We start from the raw sequence: 14,576 nt of genomic DNA on the forward strand, positions 1-14,576 counted from the left end.
TCCCGTTGCCAAGGAGCCGCACATGCCAGCGCACGCACAGCCATCGGGCGACCCGGCTGCGCACCCCGGCCGGCTGCGGGACCGCGTGGCCCTGGTGACCGGCGGTGCCTCCGGGATCGGCGCGGCCTGTGCCCGGCGACTGGCCGCGGAGGGGGCCGCTGTGGTGGTCGCGGACCTCGACGAGGACGGTGCGGCCCGGGTGGCCCGGCAGCTCACCGCGTCCGGCGGCACCGCCCTGGCCCGCCGGGTCGACGTCACCGACCCGGACAGCGTCGCCCGCGTCGTCGAGGAAGCCGCCGCCCTGCGCGACGGCCTGCACATCGCGGTCAACAGCGCCGGTTTCAACGGGCCCCTCAGCCCTCTGGCCGAACTCCCGCTCGCCGACTTCGACACCGTGATGAGGGTGAACCTGTACGGCGTCTACCACGCGATGCGCTGCGAGCTTCCGGCGATGGCCACCACAGGCGGCGTCATCGTCAACCTCGCCTCCATAGCCGCACATGCGGCCTTCCGCGGCCACGGCCCCTACGCCGCCGCCAAACAGGGTGTCCTCGCCCTCACCCGCACCGCGGCCCGCGAATACGCCGACCACGGCATCCGCGTCCTGTCGGTGTCACCCGGCATCGTCGACACCCCGATGGTCACCGCACTACCTCCCTCATCCACCGACGGCCTCCTCGCCTCCGTCCCTCTACAGCGCACCGCCCAGCCGGCCGAAGTCGCCGCCCTCATCGCCTTCCTGGTGTCCGACGACGCCTCGTACGTGACGGGCAGCGACCATGTGGTCGACGGCGGCTACCTGGCCAAATGACGGTGCGGGCCGCAGGGTGTGCGGTCGTTCTACGGACCCGTACGGAACTCCGCTCGGCTCCCGGCGGATCGAGCGCGGCTCGTCGCGTCCGCACGCTCCACAATTAAGTCAGTCGCTTGACTGGATATCAGGGCGGCGCTTAACTGAGCGAAGTCGGGGGCCGCGTCTACGGAAGCCGTGCAGCGAGTGACACAGATGAGTGGGTGCCCACCGAGGGCCCCGGCCGGGGGAGTTGCCCATGAGCGGCGGTCACCGCGAGACGTCGGTGCGGTGGTGGCGGTGACGGACACCACGACGAGGTCCGCCCGGATCTCCGCGACGCGGGAGCTGCTTCTCTCCGCTGCGGAGCGGCTGTTCGCCGAGCACGGAGTGGCGGCGGTCTCCAACCGGCAGGTCAGCGAGGCCGCAGGACAGGGGAACAACACCGCGGTCGGCTACCACTTCGGCTCCAAGGGCGAACTGGTCAGGGCGATCGTGCGCAAGCACAACGAGCGGATCGAGCAGATGCGCACGGAGATGGTGGAGCGGGCTAGCGGCTCCACCGACGTGCGCGACTGGGTGGCGTGCATGGTGGACCCCTTCGTGCACCACATCGCCGGCCTCGGCGTGCCCTCCTGGTTCGGCCGCTTCTACGCGCAGATCGGGACCGACCCCGTCCACCGGGAGATCATGACGGACGAGTCCCTCCACTCGCCTTCGCTGGTCCGCGCGGTCGAGGGCCTCAACAACTGCCTCTCCGGCCTTCCGCTCGAAGTGCGCATGGAACGCGGTGACATGACCCGGCACCTGGTGGTGCTCGTGGTGGCCGAACGGGAACGCGCGCTCGCCGAGAGCGGTCCCACCGCACGGACCTCCTGGCAGCAGACCGCGACCGGCCTGAACGATGCGATCGCGGGGCTCTGGCTCGCCGCTGTCTCGCAGCGCCCGTGACCGCGACCGAGCCCCGAACCACCGAGCGGTTCCCGTAGCCCCGCAAGGAAATGGATGCCCATGTCCGCCCCGCGCAGCACACCCGCCACCTCCGACCCCAACGCCCCGCAGCACATCCCGTTCGACCCCGACGCCCTGCGGGCGCGCTACCGGGCCGAGCGGGACCGCAGGATCCGGCCGGAGGGCAGCAGGCAGTATCAGCGCCCCGTCGGCCGGTTCGCGTACTACGACGAAGACCCGTACGCCGAGCCGTTGCCCGCCCGCGAGCCGCTCCACGACCGGGTCGACGTCGTCGTCATCGGAGGCGGGTTCGGCGGCCTGCTCGCGGGCGCGCGACTGCGGCAGGCAGGAGTGGACTCGATCCGGGTGATCGAGAAGGGCGGGGACTTCGGCGGCACCTGGTACTGGAACCGCTATCCCGGAATCCACTGCGACATCGAGTCACACATCTACCTGCCACTGCTGGAAGAGGTCGGCTACGTCCCGAAGTGGAAATACGCACCGGGCGAGGAGATCCGGCAGCACGCGAAGGCCATCGCCCGTACCTTCGACCTCTACCGGGACGCCTGCTTCCAGACCCAGGTCACCGAACTGCGCTGGGATGACAACGAGTTCGAGTGGCTGCTGAGCACCGACCGTGACGACCGGATACGGGCGCGGTACGTGGTCACGGCGAGTGGCACGCTGAGCCAGGCGAAGCTCCCCGGCATCCCCGGGATCGAGGCCTTCGAAGGGCACACGTTCCACACCAGCCGCTGGGACTACACCTACACCGGCGGTAGCGCGGACGGGAAGCTGCACAAGCTCGCCGACAAACGCGTCGCGCTCATCGGGACGGGAGCGACGGCGATCCAGTGCGTACCCCATCTCGGCGCCGACGCACAGGAGTTGCTGGTCTTCCAGCGCACCCCCTCATCGGTCGATGTGCGCGGCAACCGCCCCACCGACCCCGACTGGGCCGCATCCCTCACCCCGGGCTGGCAGCAGCGGCGCAGGGACAACTTCCTCTCCCTCGTCACCGGCGGCCCGGCGGACCAGGACCTCGTCGCCGACGGCTGGACCAGCAGCGCCCGCCTGCACCAGAAGCTGATCCCGACCGGCAGCCACCGGGACCTGCCGCCCGAAGAGCGGGAACGCGCCGAGGAATTCGCCGACTTCCGGAAGATGACCGAGATCCGCGCGCGGGTCGACGCCGTCGTCGATGACCCGGAGGTCGCCGAACTGCTCAAGCCCTGGTACCGCTATATGTGCAAGCGGCCCACCTTCAGCGACAGCTACCTCCAGACCTTCAACAGGTCCAACGTCACCCTGATCGACACCGCCGACAGCCACGGCGTGGAGGAGATCACCCGGAACGCCGTCGTGGTCGGGGGCACCGCCTACGAGGCCGACTGCATCATCTTCAGCACCGGCTTCGAGGTCGGCAGGTCAGGGATCACCTCCGGGCGCCTTCCCGTACACGGCAGGGAGGGCATCACCCTCACCGAGGCATGGCAGAACGGCCCCCGAACGCTCCACGGCTTCTACAGCCACGGCTTTCCCAATCTCTTCCAGCTCGGGCCGCTCCAGAACGCCAGCGCCGTCAACTACGTTCACGTTCTCGACGAACAGGCCGTCCACGTCGCCGAAGTGGTGGCCGAGGCTCGCAAGCGCGGCGCCCGGTACGTCGAGCCGACCGCGGAGGCCGAGGACGCGTGGGTCGCGAGAATCCATGAGCACGCCGTGGACGTGTACACCTTCCACGCCGAATGCACTCCCGGCTACTACAACAACGAGGGCATGCCCAGGCAACGCAGCGAGTCCTTCGCCGACGGCCCCGTCGCCTTCCACGCCCTGCTGCGGGAATGGCGCGCCAACGGCGGCATGCGCGAAGTCCTCGTCGGCGCGGGGAAGGAAGGGGCCTGACGATGGCGGGCCCGACGAGGGGGGAGACAGCGGCCGGCCGCCCCAGCCGATACGGCGCGGCCGTGCCCGACCCGGTCTCACACGGCCGCTGGGACGTGCAAAGGCTCCTTGCGCCCAACCCGATGTGGGGCTCGAACGGGATCGCCTTCGGACCCGACGGGCGGCTGTACGCGGCACAGTTCCTGGCCGGCCAGATCAGCGCCGTGGATGTCACCACCGGGGAGACCGAGGTGGTGGTGGCGATGGACGGTCCGGTGCAGTCGCCCGACGACCTCGCCTTCGGCGCTGACGGCTCGATGTACATCGCCGACCTCGTACCGGGGAGAGTGTGGCGCCGCAGCCCGCTCGGCGCCTGGACCCTCGTCTCCGACAAGGTGGAACTGCCGAACGGCATCACGTGCGTCGGCGACCGGCTCTTCGTCAACGAGATGAAGCCGGACGGCCGGCTGCTGGAACTCTTCCCCGACAGCGGCGGCTCACGGGTGCTCACCGATGGACTCGCCCTGGGCAACGCGATGCAACTCGGCCCCGACGGCCACCTGTACTACCCGCACATGGTGACCGGTCAGGTCTGGCGCATCCCGCCCGACGGCACCACGCCCGAACTGGTCGCTGAGGACGTGCACGAACCGGTCGCGGTCCGCTTCGACCAAGGTGGCGTCATGCTCGTCCTGTCCCGGGGGCAGGCCGGCATCGTGACCCGCATCGACCTGCACGGAACGGGCTCCAGGTCCCTGATCACCAGCGGCCTCGCGGGGCTGGACAACGCGGCGTTCGACGCGGAGAACCGCATGTTCGTCTCCAGCTACGCCAGCGGCGGCATCACCGAGCTCGACCCCGACGGCCGGACACGGGAGATCGTCCGCCGCGGACTCGACGGCCCCTTCGGAGTGACCGTCGACCTTGCGGGCACGGTGCACGCGGCCGACCACTACCGGATCGCCGACCCGGAACGCGGTGCCGCGGCGGGGGCCGATGACGGTCCCGCGCACGTCATCCGCCCGTTCACCCACGGCATCACCGCCAAGGACGGCCTTCTGCACGTCACCTCGCAGTACGGCGAAGTACGCACCTGCGATCCGGAACTCGGGACCACCCGCGTCCGCGCGAGCGGACTGCGCCGGCCCATGGGCATCTGCGCGCGGGCGGACGGCGAACTCATCGTCGCCGAGACGGACACAGGACGGGTGCTCACCCTCGACGACGGCGACGCTCTCACCGTGCTCGCCGAAGGGCTGGACCATCCCGTCGACGTGGCCCTCGACGCCGAGGGACGCTGCTACGTGAGCGACGACCACCTCGGGGCCGTGCTCAGGATCGACAACGGGCACGCGGTCGTCGTCGCCGACGGACTCGACGCCCCGCAGGGACTGGCGGTCATCGGCGACGAAGCGTTCACGGTGGAGACCGGATCGCGGAGGCTGCGGTCCATCTCGCTCACCACCGGGGACCGCACCGTCGAAGCCGAGAACCTGGCGGTCGGACGCCCTCCGGGGAGCGCCCCACGCACCCAACCCGCGCTCTTCACCCACGGAATGCCCGGCGTCCCGCTTCCGTTCGCCGGTCTCAGCGCGGCCCCCGACGGTTCCCTTCTCCTCGCCGCGAACGGCGAGGGCACCGTGCTACGCCTGTCGCCCCGGGCCCCGCGGGAGGCCACGCCCGGCGCAGCGCCCACGTCACCCGAGCGCGCACAGAACCGCTCCAACCCCACGAAAGGGAAACGCCCATGACCCCCACCGGTCTGGCAGAACGCAGTGTCGTCGTCACCGGGGCCGCGTCGGGTATCGGCCGGGCCACGGCTCTGAGGTTCGCGGAAGAGGGCGCCAAGGTGCTGATCGCCGACCTCAACAGGACCGGCGCCGATGAGGTCGTACGCGAGATAGAGGAGGCGGGGGGCACCGCCCTCGCCGTCATCGGTGACCTCAGCGACCAGCACGTCGTGGACGCAGTCGTCGAGCAGGCTGTCGCGGCCTTCGGCGGGCTGGACGTCCTGGTGAACAACGCCGGGATCATGGACCGGATGTCCGCCCTGGACGAGACCGGTGACGACGAGTGGGAGCGCGTCATCCGGATCAACCTGACCGCGCCCTTCCTGCTGACACGTGCCGCTCTGCCGCACATGCTCGCCGCCGGACGCGGCTCGGTCCTCTTCACCGCGTCCGAGGCCGGCCTGCGGGGCGGCGCGGCCGGCGCCGCCTACACCGCCGCCAAACACGGCGTCGTCGGCCTCGTCAAAAGCCTCGCCGTCATGCACCGCAAGCGAGGCATCCGCGCCAATGCCATCGCCCCCGGCCCCACAGCGACCAACATCCAGGTCGGTGCGGCCCCGGGGGCCCAGGGCCCGGCCGTCATCGGCGAGTTGATCGGCGCGAACATCGGCAGACTGGGCAGCGCGGAAGAACAGGCCGCCGCTCTCGTCTTCCTGGCCTCCGACGCGGCCACGTTCATCAACGGCGCAATCCTCCCGGTCGACGACGGCTGGGCCGCCGTCTGAAACGGTCCCAGGCCGAGGAACAGGCACGGCACCACGGGCGGCTGCACATCAGCCCGACCGGCACCGCATAGCCGTCCGCGCAGCCACGGATACCGATTGACGCACCGCATCCGCAAAACCCCGCACATCGCCCAGGCTCGCTGCCCTTGGGCAAGCGGCTCCAACCGCCCCACTGTGTGTCCGCCGGCGCCATAAACCACCCGGTGACCATCACAGACTGTGATCTACTTCTGGAAACGCTGCCGATCAAAGAGAAGCCGAGGCCATGACCAACCACTGCTGCGAGGCGCTGAACAGCCGCGTGGACGTGCGCTGTGACCAGCACGACGACCCCTTCGCCTGCCCGGACGCGCTGATCAAGTTCAGCGCCAAGTTCCAGGAGTACGGGCTGATCATCCACGACGGCGGCACATCGAGCATCACCATCGACTTCTGTCCCTGGTGCGGACAACGTCTCCCCGCGTCACAGCGGGACCGGTGGTTCGACGAACTGGAACGCCGCGGGATCGATCCGTGGGAGGACGAGATCCCTGCCGAGTTCCAGGACGAACGCTGGCTTGCGGCAATGCCTCAGGACTGACGAACCAGTAGCCCTGCCCACCAGGAGCGGTCTCCAGGACCCCGCATCCGGGCAGGCAACCAGGCCCACTCGTGAACACCCGTCAGGCAGCCCAGGGCAGCCGTACGGCTTCGATGTCCGTATCGGCGACCAGGGCGTCGATCAGCGTCGGCGGGCCCGCCACCTTGGTGCCCCACAGGTCGTAGTCGGTCCAGACGGCCCACGAGCGGTCCTGGGGCCACAGGTTGGACGGGCTGAAGTCCGGATCGGCCGCGTCGGACAGGGCCTGTGCGTCGCCCAGCCGTCCCGTGAGGACGTGCCGGTTGCTGACGTCCACACTGCCCATGAGCAGAGGGTTGTAGTAGGCGAGAGTGCGCGTATCCGGGCCGGACGGGCTGTGCTCCAGCAAGATGGCGACCAGCCGGTTCCAGGACTCCCGGTCCAGGCTGCCTTCGGTCGGTGGCTCGATTCCCGTCGGCCAACTGCCGTCCGATGTACGGCCGTCGGGGGCGCTGCGGTAGGAAGGCAGCAGCCCCTCGGCCACGACCGGCTCGCCCACCCGCCGCGCCAACTCCGCCCACCGCAGTCGCTGCCAGCCGGCCCCTGGGTGCTCGGCCCATCCCAGGCCGCCGCCTGTGGTGATCAGGCCCGGTGTGGCGTCGAAATCGATGCCCGCGAAGACCACGGGCTCGACGCTTCCGCTGGCCAGCGCCGCCTGGCGATCCTGGTGGTGCGACACCGTTCCGTGGCCCTGCTCGTGCTCGTACATCGCGTGCAGCACCCAGGCCGCATCCGGCATGCCGGGTACGGGAAACCCCGTGTAGCCGTCGTCTTGGCACAACTCCTCCAGCCACTCGGTCTCAGCTGAGAGGGCGGCCTGCCACAGGGCGGAAATCTCGGACATGTTGACCATGTTCGCACTCCAGCGGCTTGCACCATCCGGCCGGTCCTGATGCCAAGCGGTGACACGCGAACCGGGAGCGCAGTCACGCCGCACAGGCCCGCTCGGTGGCCCATGCGGCGTACGACGGACTCGCCCACGCCATACGGATCACCCGGCTGACGGCGTCGTTGGCGGCTCCACCCCCAACCGCCCAGCCCCGGCAGCCCGTTGCCCATTGATGAGTGGATCCGACCGGGCGTCTGCGCCCAGCTTCACTACGGCGCGTCTTTCGCTGTCGGAGAGTCAGACGCTCGGCCTCTGCCCGGAGTTCGGCTCGGTCGGCTTGCCGGTGAGCAGTGCCGTGATCTCATCGGCGAGGTGCGGGCCGAGTTCGCCCCAGCCGTCCTTGTAGCCGTAGACGCCGGCCAGGGTGCGGGCGTCGTAGTCGCCGTTCATGATCTCGATGTCGGTTGCTGTGATGAGCGCCGGGTGGGCGACGCCGACGGCCGCCGAGACCTTTATCAGCTCCTTGCGCAGGGTGCGCAGGTAGACAGCGGCCCGGGTGGCCTTCGATGTCGGGTCGAGGCCGCGGGCCAGTCGCGGGTTCTGTGTGGCGATGCCGGTGGGGCACTTGTCGGTGTGGCACTTCTGCGACTGGATGCAGCCGATCGACAGCATCGCCTCACGAGCCACGTTGATCATGTCGGCGCCCAGAGCGAACGCGACCGCGGCGTTCTCGGGCAGGCCGAGCTTGCCGGAGGCGATGAAGGTCAGGTCGTCCGTCAGCCCCAGCTCGGCGAAGGTGCCGTAGACCCGGGAGAACCCCATCCGGAAGGGCAGCGACACCGAGTCGGAGAAGATCAGCGGCGCCGCCCCGGTGCCGCCCTCACCGCCGTCGATGGTCACGAAGTCGACACCACGGTCACCACGTGCCATCAGCGTGGCCAGCTCCTGCCAGAAGCCCATCTCTCCCACCGCGCTCTTGACCCCGACCGGCAGGCCGGTCTCGGTGGCGATCAGTTCGACGAAGTCGAGCATCGAGTCGACGTCGCTGAACGCGGTGTGCCGCGACGGGGAAGCGCAGTCCTTGCCGAGCGGGATGCCGCGGATCTCGGCGATTTCCGGGGTCACCTTCGCGGCAGGCAGCATCCCGCCCAGCCCTGGCTTGGCGCCCTGGGAGAGCTTGATCTCTATCGCCTTGACCGGGGCGCCGGCGACCACGTCCTTGAGCTTGTCGATGTTGAAGCTGCCGTCCTCGTTGCGGCAGCCGAAGTACGCCGTACCGATCTGAAGGACGAGGTCACCGCCGTTGCGGTGGTACGGCGAGAGGCCGCCCTCTCCCGTGTTGTGCATCGTGCCCGCCAGCGCCGCCCCCTTGTTCAGCGCCGTGATCGCCGCGCCGGAGAGCGAACCGAAGCTCATCGCCGAGATGTTCACCACGCTCGCCGGCCGGAACGCCTTGGCGCGCCCGCGCGGTCCGCCCAGCACCTTGGCCGAGGGCAGCGGGGCCTGCGGGTCGTGCACGTCGGGCAGCGCGCCGGCGAACGTGCGCTGCTTCAGATACGCGTGCCCCTGCATGTGCTCGACGTCGTTGTCGGTTCCGAACCCGAAGTAGTTGTTCTCCTCCTTCGCCGACGCATAGATCCAGGTGCGCTGGTCCCGACTGAACGGGCGCTCCTCGTCGTTGGAGGTCACGATGTACTGCCGCAGCTCCGGCCCGATCGTCTCCAACAGGTACCGGGCGTGCCCGATCACCGGGAAGTTCCGGAGCAACGCGTGCTTCTTCTGGACAAGGTCACGGGCGGCCACCAGCGCCAATGCTGTTGCGCTGGCTGCGGCGATGCTCCGGGCGCGCATGAACGTACCTCTCCTCGATGCTCGACTCCATCGCCATGCGGCGGAGTCGTCGTGTCGTGTCGGGCGTTGGGCGGCGGACACGACCAAGCAGGCGTCAGCGCCCGTCGGAGAACGCAAAATGATATTAGAGGTCTGTGCGGAGAGGTGTGGGGCCAGGGTCGTCGGGTGGGGCGGTTGTCCAGCGGTGAGTTGGCCAGGAGCGTCGGATCAGGCGCTCCACCGCGCCTGTCTGCACGTCCTTATGGCTCTTGGCTATCTGGGGCGAAGGGCCCCGAATCGTCCTTGCATCGATGCAGGAGACCACGCGGTGCCGGTCTCCCGTTACGCGCCCGAGACCGGAACAAGGTGAGGGCGCATGGCCGCAACAAGGGGAGGGCGCATGACCGCACTGATAAGTAAGCAGATCCTGGAAGTTGACGTTGCCCACCACGGGTTCTGCTTCCAGGAGTCGGACGACTTCACCGTCCCCATCCCCTTCTCCGACGGATTCGTCCAGGACCGGTTCCTCACCGAGCACGAACGGCGCATCGATCTCTTCAGCGCAGGCCATACGCACACTGCGCAGGTCACGGTCGAGGTATGGGACGCAGCCCCAGCACCGGATCCGTCCACGGGCTGGGAGTGCGATGCGCGGGCCGAGATCGAGACAACGAGCGGGGAGTTGGCGATTTGGGCCATGACGCTGGGGCGCGCCGACGAGGCGGTGCACCTGGCGGACGAGGGCGGGCGGTGGCATGTATGGATGCGCTGCACGGGCCGGGAGGAGGTACGGCTCATCACGGAGGCCGGAGAAGACGCCGAAGGCATCGAGCGGTACGTGATCCAGTTCTGGCCGGTAGGTGCGGTAGGTCCGGTAGGCGCGGACCGGATCGACGGGCCACCGTCGGAAGCGCGGCGCGGGCCATAGCCGCGGACTGGACCGGAACGGGCACCCCCTTGGCGGCATCGACATCAACAAGCCCTTCCGCACGACACAGCAACGGCCAGCACGGGCCGCCCTCCCGACAACATGCCGGTCCACACCGGGATATGAGCAACAGACCCCCCTGCTATGGTGCGCCGATGTCATCGATCAAGCAGGTCCAAGTCACCTTCGACTGCGCAGAACCTGAGCGCGTCGCTCGTTTCTGGTGCGAGGTGTTGGGGTACGTCGTACCGCCGCCACCGGAGGGATTCGCCACTTGGGACGCTTACGATCGCTCGCTGCCGCCTGAGCGCCAGGGTTCAGCGTTCGCCTGCGTTGATCCCTCAGGCGTGGGCCCGCGGCTGTTCTTCCAGCGCGTTCCCGAAGGCAAGGTCGTCAAGAACCGGCTGCATCTTGATGTGCGGGTCGGCACCGGACTCGTGGGTGAAGAGCGCCTGGCCGCGCTTGAGGCCGAATGCGCACGACTGATCGAGCTCGGCGCGGTACGCGTACGACTTCTGCGTGCCGATGGATTCAACGAGTCGTGCCTCGTGATGCAGGACATCGAGGGCAACGAGTTCTGTCTCGACTGAGCATCCTCGGGGACGGCGGGGTGGGGGCCGTCTCTCTTGGGGCTCCCTTAAAGGTGGTCCCGTGTGGGGCGGGAGTTAGCCGGCTCGCGGCAACGTGACCCGGCTACCCGACTTGGACCGTGTCCTATGTGGTGAGTCGGACGAGCCGCTTGCCCAAACGCCAAGCTAAGGAACCACCACGCCATGACCACCCCGCACGCCTTCCCCCTGGAGCCCACCCCGATCCATGTGTCCGACGAGGTCCTCGATGACCTGCGCGCTCGTCTCACACTGACCCGTCCGCCGCTGGACGAGGGGAACGGGGACTGGTCCTACGGCGTCCCGGACAGCTATCTCCGTGAGTTGGTCGCCTACTGGCGGGACGGCTACGACTGGCGCAAGGCCGAGGCCGCCATCAACGCCTACGCGCACTACCAGGTGAGCGTCGCCGGCGTTCCGGTGCACTTCATGCGCAAGCCCGGCCGCGGGCCCCGCCCGATCCCGTTGATCCTCACCCACGGCTGGCCGTGGACGTTCTGGCACTGGTCGAAGGTGATCGACCTACTCGCCGACCCGGCCGCATTCGGCGGTGACCCCGCCGACGCGTTCGACGTCATCGTGCCGTCCCTGCCCGGCTTCGGATTCCCCGGCCCGCTCACCGGTTTTCCGGACGTCAACTTCTGGAAGGTCTCCGACCTCTGGCACACCCTGATGACCGAGACCCTGGGATACGAGAAGTACGCCGCCGGGGGCTGCGACATCGGTGGGATCGTCTCCAGCCAGCTCGGCCACAAGTACGCCGACGAGCTGTACGGCATCCACATCGGCTCCGGGCTGCCGCTCGACTTCTTCAGCGGCCCCCGCGCCTGGGACTTCGCCCGGAACCGGCCCCTCACCGACGACCAGCCCGCCGACGTCCGCGCCCGCATCATCGAGCTGGACCGCCGCTCGGCGTCCCACCTCGCCGTGCACATGCTCGACGGCGCCACCCTGGCCCACGGGCTGAGCGACTCACCCGCCGGACTGCTCGCCTGGCTCCTTGAGCGCTGGAACGCCTGGAGCGACAACGGCGGCGACGTCGAGTCCGTCTTCACCAAGGACGATCTGCTCACCCACGCCACGATCTACTGGGTGAACAACTCCATCGCCACGTCGATGCGTTACTACGCCAACGCCAACCGCTACCCCTGGACCCCCGCCCACGGCCGCACCCCGGTCGTGCAGGCCCCGGTCGGCCTCACCTTCGTCACGTACGAGAACCCGCCCGGCATCCACACCGCCGACCAGCGCGTCCGGGCGTTCAAGACCGGCCCGCAGGCCGAGTGGTTCCACCACGTCAACGTCAACGCCCATGACCACGGCGGCCACTTCATCCCCTGGGAGAACCCCGACGCCTGGGTGAGCGACCTGCGCCGCACCTTCCACGGCCGCAGGCCCTGAACAACCCTGCGGGCTCGTCCGGCGACAGGTCAGGCGAACGGAGAACGCCCCGCCACATTCACATGACCTGCGGGTCTGCGAGGAGAACGACTCGATCAGCATCGACATCGAAGCCGATCACCGGATGGCCACCGTCGCCCTCCGGATCCATCAGCACCGGCTTGCCCAACCGCCGCCCGATCTCCCGAAGGAAGCCGCAGAACACATCGAGTCGTTCCTGGCCCTGCAACTCCCGCAGGTCGACGTCGAAGTCGACTTCACCGTCGTCATGGAAGCGGAAGATCGCCAACACACCGGCCGTCGGCCAGACCCGCAGGTCCGGACACTCGGCATCTGCCGGACGGGACAGCACGGCCTCCGCCCGGGGCACCGGAAGCACCGTCCCTCCCTCGGAGAACTGGCACTGCCACCCCTTCTCCGCGACAAGATCAAGGACCGCCTGCCAGTCCTCGACCGAGGTATTCGGGACATGCACATCCGGCAACGAACCCATCAAGTCCGGGTCGAAGAAGTACTTCACGTCATCCCACAGCAGGTCGATCACCCGGCCATGCTGCCCGGCTCACTGCCCCATCGCACCCTCGTTTCCCCTGATCAAGGATGTAAGGGACACAGGGGCACCTCTCTCGCAACTGAGTCCTTATCAGCCGTATTTGTCGCTTGATGCTTGCGTGCAGGGGGGATGTGCTCCTCGGTGCCGCCAGCCTCGGAGGCCGCTGTGCACAGCGCGGTGGCGGTGAACTCGGCGATGCCCTGTCCGTCGCCGTGCGCCTGGCTGATCGCGTAGGCGGCCCGGACGGTGTTGGTATCCGCGCGGATGCTTACCGCGTGCCCTCCGTCGCGTCGGTGGTCGGTCCCCGTTCGGTGTCGGCGAGGTCGGTCAGGGCGAGTGCCGCCCGGTACTCCTCGACGGTGAACCGGAGTTGGACGCCCTCGTACTCGCTGTACTGGTCCTTGGCCCACTCCCGCAGCATCTGCCGGGCGGCCTCGGGACGGCAGCCCAGGGCGAGGGCGACCTCCCGCCAGGTGGCCCCCCGGACCAGGGCGTCGTACAGGGCCTCGCCCTGCCCGGCCTGACCGGCTTTTACGAGGGCCTGGCCCAGGGCCAGCACGGCCAGCGCGTCCTCCGCGCGGCCCCCCTCCTCGTGCCGGCGCCGCTTGTCGTGTATCCAGTCCAGCGGCGTCTCGTACGGGATGTCGCGGGAGCGGCGGACGGTACTGGACTGGAATTTCTGGCGTGGTGTGGTGTGCGGCACGCGGATCCTCCCTCGTCTCGGCGGGGTCGGTCGAGGCGGTGACGAGGCCGTTCTCGATCGTCCGCTCGGTGGTGCCGCCGCCGGGCTCGGTGATGCGCGACGGCACATGGCTGTTGCCAGCGTACGCATACCGCATGGTCCGGCTCTCCGGGTCGGTTTCCGTGGTGATCCTGCCGCTGCCGTCGTAGCAGAAGGCGGCGGTCTCATTGGCCGGGTCCGTCAGCTCCACCAGTTGGCCCTGCGCGTCGCAGCGGTAGGTGCTACGGGCGCCGAAGGGTTCGGTGGTGACGATCGTCCCGGTGCCGTACGTGAAGGCCGTCCTGCTGCCCGCCGGGTGCTCCTGGCGCACCACCCGGGGTTCGTCGTCGTAGGAGTTGACGATGGCCACCGTGCCGTCCGGGTCGAACAGTCACCGGGTGCCGTTGTCGTTGCGCAGGGTCCAGCTGCCGTCGCCGTTCCGGCTGAGATCCGCCTCCAGGCCCTGCGGGCGCCGAACGAGGTCGTCCAGCCGCGGCCCGGGGGGGGGGGCTGTAGGTGCCGAGTGAGTTGTAGGTGCGGGTGAAGTCCAGCAGTCCCAATAGCGATTCCGGGAACGTCAAGTCGGTGACGTGCTGCGTGTAGTTACCGGTCGCGGTGCTGACACCATCACTGGCGAAGCCGTAGCCGGGCTGCCTGCCGAGCAGTTCCCGGACGGGCCTGGTGATCGGCGATCCAATCGGTGAGGTCATCGGTGCTCCTCCCTCGGCCGGCGATCCCGGAGCATCCCCGGAGCACCCCCATGGCACCACTGGCAACGATGTCCCATGGAGCGGGGCTGACGTCACGCATGACAACAGCGTGACTTGCGGAGCGTCAAGTGGCGTTTCAGGCGGGGTAGTTGGGGAGGTTCGAGCAGGCTCGGCGCTCGGGGGCGGCCCGTGATATCTCGGAGTGCAGGGTGATTGCGGGAAGCCGGGACGGGCAGA

Annotated in this window: 14 protein-coding genes and 1 pseudogene; 9 read left to right on the plus strand and 6 right to left on the minus strand. The window is 69.0% G+C overall.

Annotated elements, in window-relative coordinates; genetic code table 11:
• Nucleotides 1-22 precede the first annotated feature (22 nt).
• From ACIBK8_RS08665 to ACIBK8_RS08690, 6 genes are all read left to right on the plus strand, one after another.
• Complete coding sequence (locus tag ACIBK8_RS08665; protein WP_399040937.1) at nucleotides 23-811, plus strand: SDR family NAD(P)-dependent oxidoreductase; 789 nt, start codon at nucleotides 23-25, stop codon at nucleotides 809-811.
• Nucleotides 812-1,090: 279 nt separating this feature from the next.
• Complete coding sequence (locus ACIBK8_RS08670) at nucleotides 1,091-1,741, plus strand: TetR/AcrR family transcriptional regulator (RefSeq protein WP_399040938.1); 651 nt, start codon at nucleotides 1,091-1,093, stop codon at nucleotides 1,739-1,741.
• A gap of 60 nt (nucleotides 1,742-1,801) precedes the next feature.
• The gene (locus tag ACIBK8_RS08675; RefSeq protein ID WP_399040939.1) at nucleotides 1,802-3,646 is read left to right on the plus strand and encodes a flavin-containing monooxygenase; all 1,845 of its coding nucleotides are present in this window, start codon (nucleotides 1,802-1,804) and stop codon (nucleotides 3,644-3,646) included.
• Between the two features lie 2 nt (nucleotides 3,647-3,648).
• Complete coding sequence (locus ACIBK8_RS08680) at nucleotides 3,649-5,376, plus strand: hypothetical protein (protein ID WP_399040940.1); 1,728 nt, start codon at nucleotides 3,649-3,651, stop codon at nucleotides 5,374-5,376.
• Nucleotides 5,373-6,140 (plus strand): SDR family NAD(P)-dependent oxidoreductase, encoded by a 768-nt coding sequence (locus ACIBK8_RS08685; RefSeq protein WP_399040941.1) that lies wholly within the window; start codon nucleotides 5,373-5,375, stop codon nucleotides 6,138-6,140. Before ACIBK8_RS08680 ends, ACIBK8_RS08685 begins: the two co-directional genes overlap by 4 nt.
• 265 nt (nucleotides 6,141-6,405) lie before the next feature.
• The gene (locus tag ACIBK8_RS08690; protein ID WP_399040942.1) at nucleotides 6,406-6,720 is read left to right on the plus strand and encodes a DUF6980 family protein; all 315 of its coding nucleotides are present in this window, start codon (nucleotides 6,406-6,408) and stop codon (nucleotides 6,718-6,720) included.
• Between the two features lie 82 nt (nucleotides 6,721-6,802).
• Here the strand turns inward: ACIBK8_RS08690 and ACIBK8_RS08695 are convergent, their stop codons facing one another.
• Nucleotides 6,803-7,603 carry a hypothetical protein gene (locus ACIBK8_RS08695; RefSeq protein WP_399040943.1) on the minus strand — a complete coding sequence of 267 codons (801 nt, stop codon included), beginning with the start codon at nucleotides 7,601-7,603 and terminating at the stop codon, nucleotides 6,803-6,805.
• 282 nt (nucleotides 7,604-7,885) lie between these two features.
• Entirely contained in the window at nucleotides 7,886-9,439 is a 1,554-nt protein-coding gene (locus ACIBK8_RS08700) for an FMN-binding glutamate synthase family protein (RefSeq protein WP_399040944.1), read from the minus strand.
• Between the two features lie 379 nt (nucleotides 9,440-9,818).
• Here ACIBK8_RS08700 and ACIBK8_RS08705 point away from each other — a divergent pair, with 379 nt between their 5' ends.
• The 3 genes from ACIBK8_RS08705 to ACIBK8_RS08715 all read left to right on the plus strand — a co-directional run bounded on the left by ACIBK8_RS08705 (nucleotide 9,819) and on the right by ACIBK8_RS08715 (nucleotide 12,355).
• Nucleotides 9,819-10,346, plus strand: coding sequence for a hypothetical protein (locus tag ACIBK8_RS08705; protein WP_399040945.1), 528 nt, complete (start codon nucleotides 9,819-9,821; stop codon nucleotides 10,344-10,346).
• 155 nt (nucleotides 10,347-10,501) lie between these two features.
• Nucleotides 10,502-10,936, plus strand: a complete 435-nt coding sequence (locus ACIBK8_RS08710; protein WP_399040946.1) for a VOC family protein — start codon at nucleotides 10,502-10,504, stop codon at nucleotides 10,934-10,936.
• Between the two features lie 183 nt (nucleotides 10,937-11,119).
• A complete protein-coding gene (locus tag ACIBK8_RS08715) occupies nucleotides 11,120-12,355 on the plus strand; it encodes an epoxide hydrolase family protein (protein WP_399040947.1) in 1,236 nt (411 codons plus the stop codon).
• Between the two features lie 58 nt (nucleotides 12,356-12,413).
• On the opposite strand, the gene ACIBK8_RS08720 is transcribed toward ACIBK8_RS08715, so the two are convergent.
• The 4 genes and pseudogenes from ACIBK8_RS08720 to ACIBK8_RS08735 all read right to left on the minus strand — a co-directional run bounded on the left by ACIBK8_RS08720 (nucleotide 12,414) and on the right by ACIBK8_RS08735 (nucleotide 14,339).
• Nucleotides 12,414-12,899, minus strand: a complete 486-nt coding sequence (locus tag ACIBK8_RS08720) for a hypothetical protein (protein ID WP_399040948.1) — start codon at nucleotides 12,897-12,899, stop codon at nucleotides 12,414-12,416.
• A 277-nt stretch (nucleotides 12,900-13,176) separates the two neighbouring features.
• The gene (locus ACIBK8_RS08725; RefSeq protein WP_399041234.1) at nucleotides 13,177-13,611 is read right to left on the minus strand and encodes a hypothetical protein; all 435 of its coding nucleotides are present in this window, start codon (nucleotides 13,609-13,611) and stop codon (nucleotides 13,177-13,179) included.
• A gap of 115 nt (nucleotides 13,612-13,726) precedes the next feature.
• A pseudogene (locus ACIBK8_RS08730) lies at nucleotides 13,727-13,963 on the minus strand (RHS repeat domain-containing protein); the annotation flags it as partial.
• Nucleotides 13,872-14,339, minus strand: a complete 468-nt coding sequence (locus ACIBK8_RS08735; protein WP_399040949.1) for a DUF6531 domain-containing protein — start codon at nucleotides 14,337-14,339, stop codon at nucleotides 13,872-13,874. The pseudogene ACIBK8_RS08730 and the gene ACIBK8_RS08735, both read right to left, overlap by 92 nt.
• Nucleotides 14,340-14,576: the final 237 nt, after the last annotated feature.

This window comes from Streptomyces sp. NPDC050161, from assembly GCF_044460025.1.
In the GTDB taxonomy this organism is placed as follows: domain Bacteria; phylum Actinomycetota; class Actinomycetes; order Streptomycetales; family Streptomycetaceae; genus Streptomyces.

Bases quoted from the DNA above. Each gene is read 5' to 3' on its own strand.
- ACIBK8_RS08665 (WP_399040937.1), top strand. From the start codon at position 23: ATGCCAGCGCACGCACAGCCATCGGGCGACCCGGCTGCGCACCCCGGC.
- ACIBK8_RS08695 (WP_399040943.1), bottom strand. From the start codon at position 7,603: ATGTCCGAGATTTCCGCCCTGTGGCAGGCCGCCCTCTCAGCTGAGACC.
- ACIBK8_RS08680 (WP_399040940.1), top strand. From the start codon at position 3,649: ATGGCGGGCCCGACGAGGGGGGAGACAGCGGCCGGCCGCCCCAGCCGA.
- ACIBK8_RS08685 (WP_399040941.1), top strand. From the start codon at position 5,373: ATGACCCCCACCGGTCTGGCAGAACGCAGTGTCGTCGTCACCGGGGCC.
- ACIBK8_RS08690 (WP_399040942.1), top strand. From the start codon at position 6,406: ATGACCAACCACTGCTGCGAGGCGCTGAACAGCCGCGTGGACGTGCGC.
- ACIBK8_RS08735 (WP_399040949.1), bottom strand. From the start codon at position 14,339: ATGACCTCACCGATTGGATCGCCGATCACCAGGCCCGTCCGGGAACTG.
- ACIBK8_RS08710 (WP_399040946.1), top strand. From the start codon at position 10,502: ATGTCATCGATCAAGCAGGTCCAAGTCACCTTCGACTGCGCAGAACCT.
- ACIBK8_RS08675 (WP_399040939.1), top strand. From the start codon at position 1,802: ATGTCCGCCCCGCGCAGCACACCCGCCACCTCCGACCCCAACGCCCCG.
- ACIBK8_RS08705 (WP_399040945.1), top strand. From the start codon at position 9,819: ATGACCGCACTGATAAGTAAGCAGATCCTGGAAGTTGACGTTGCCCAC.
- ACIBK8_RS08715 (WP_399040947.1), top strand. From the start codon at position 11,120: ATGACCACCCCGCACGCCTTCCCCCTGGAGCCCACCCCGATCCATGTG.
- ACIBK8_RS08700 (WP_399040944.1), bottom strand. From the start codon at position 9,439: ATGCGCGCCCGGAGCATCGCCGCAGCCAGCGCAACAGCATTGGCGCTG.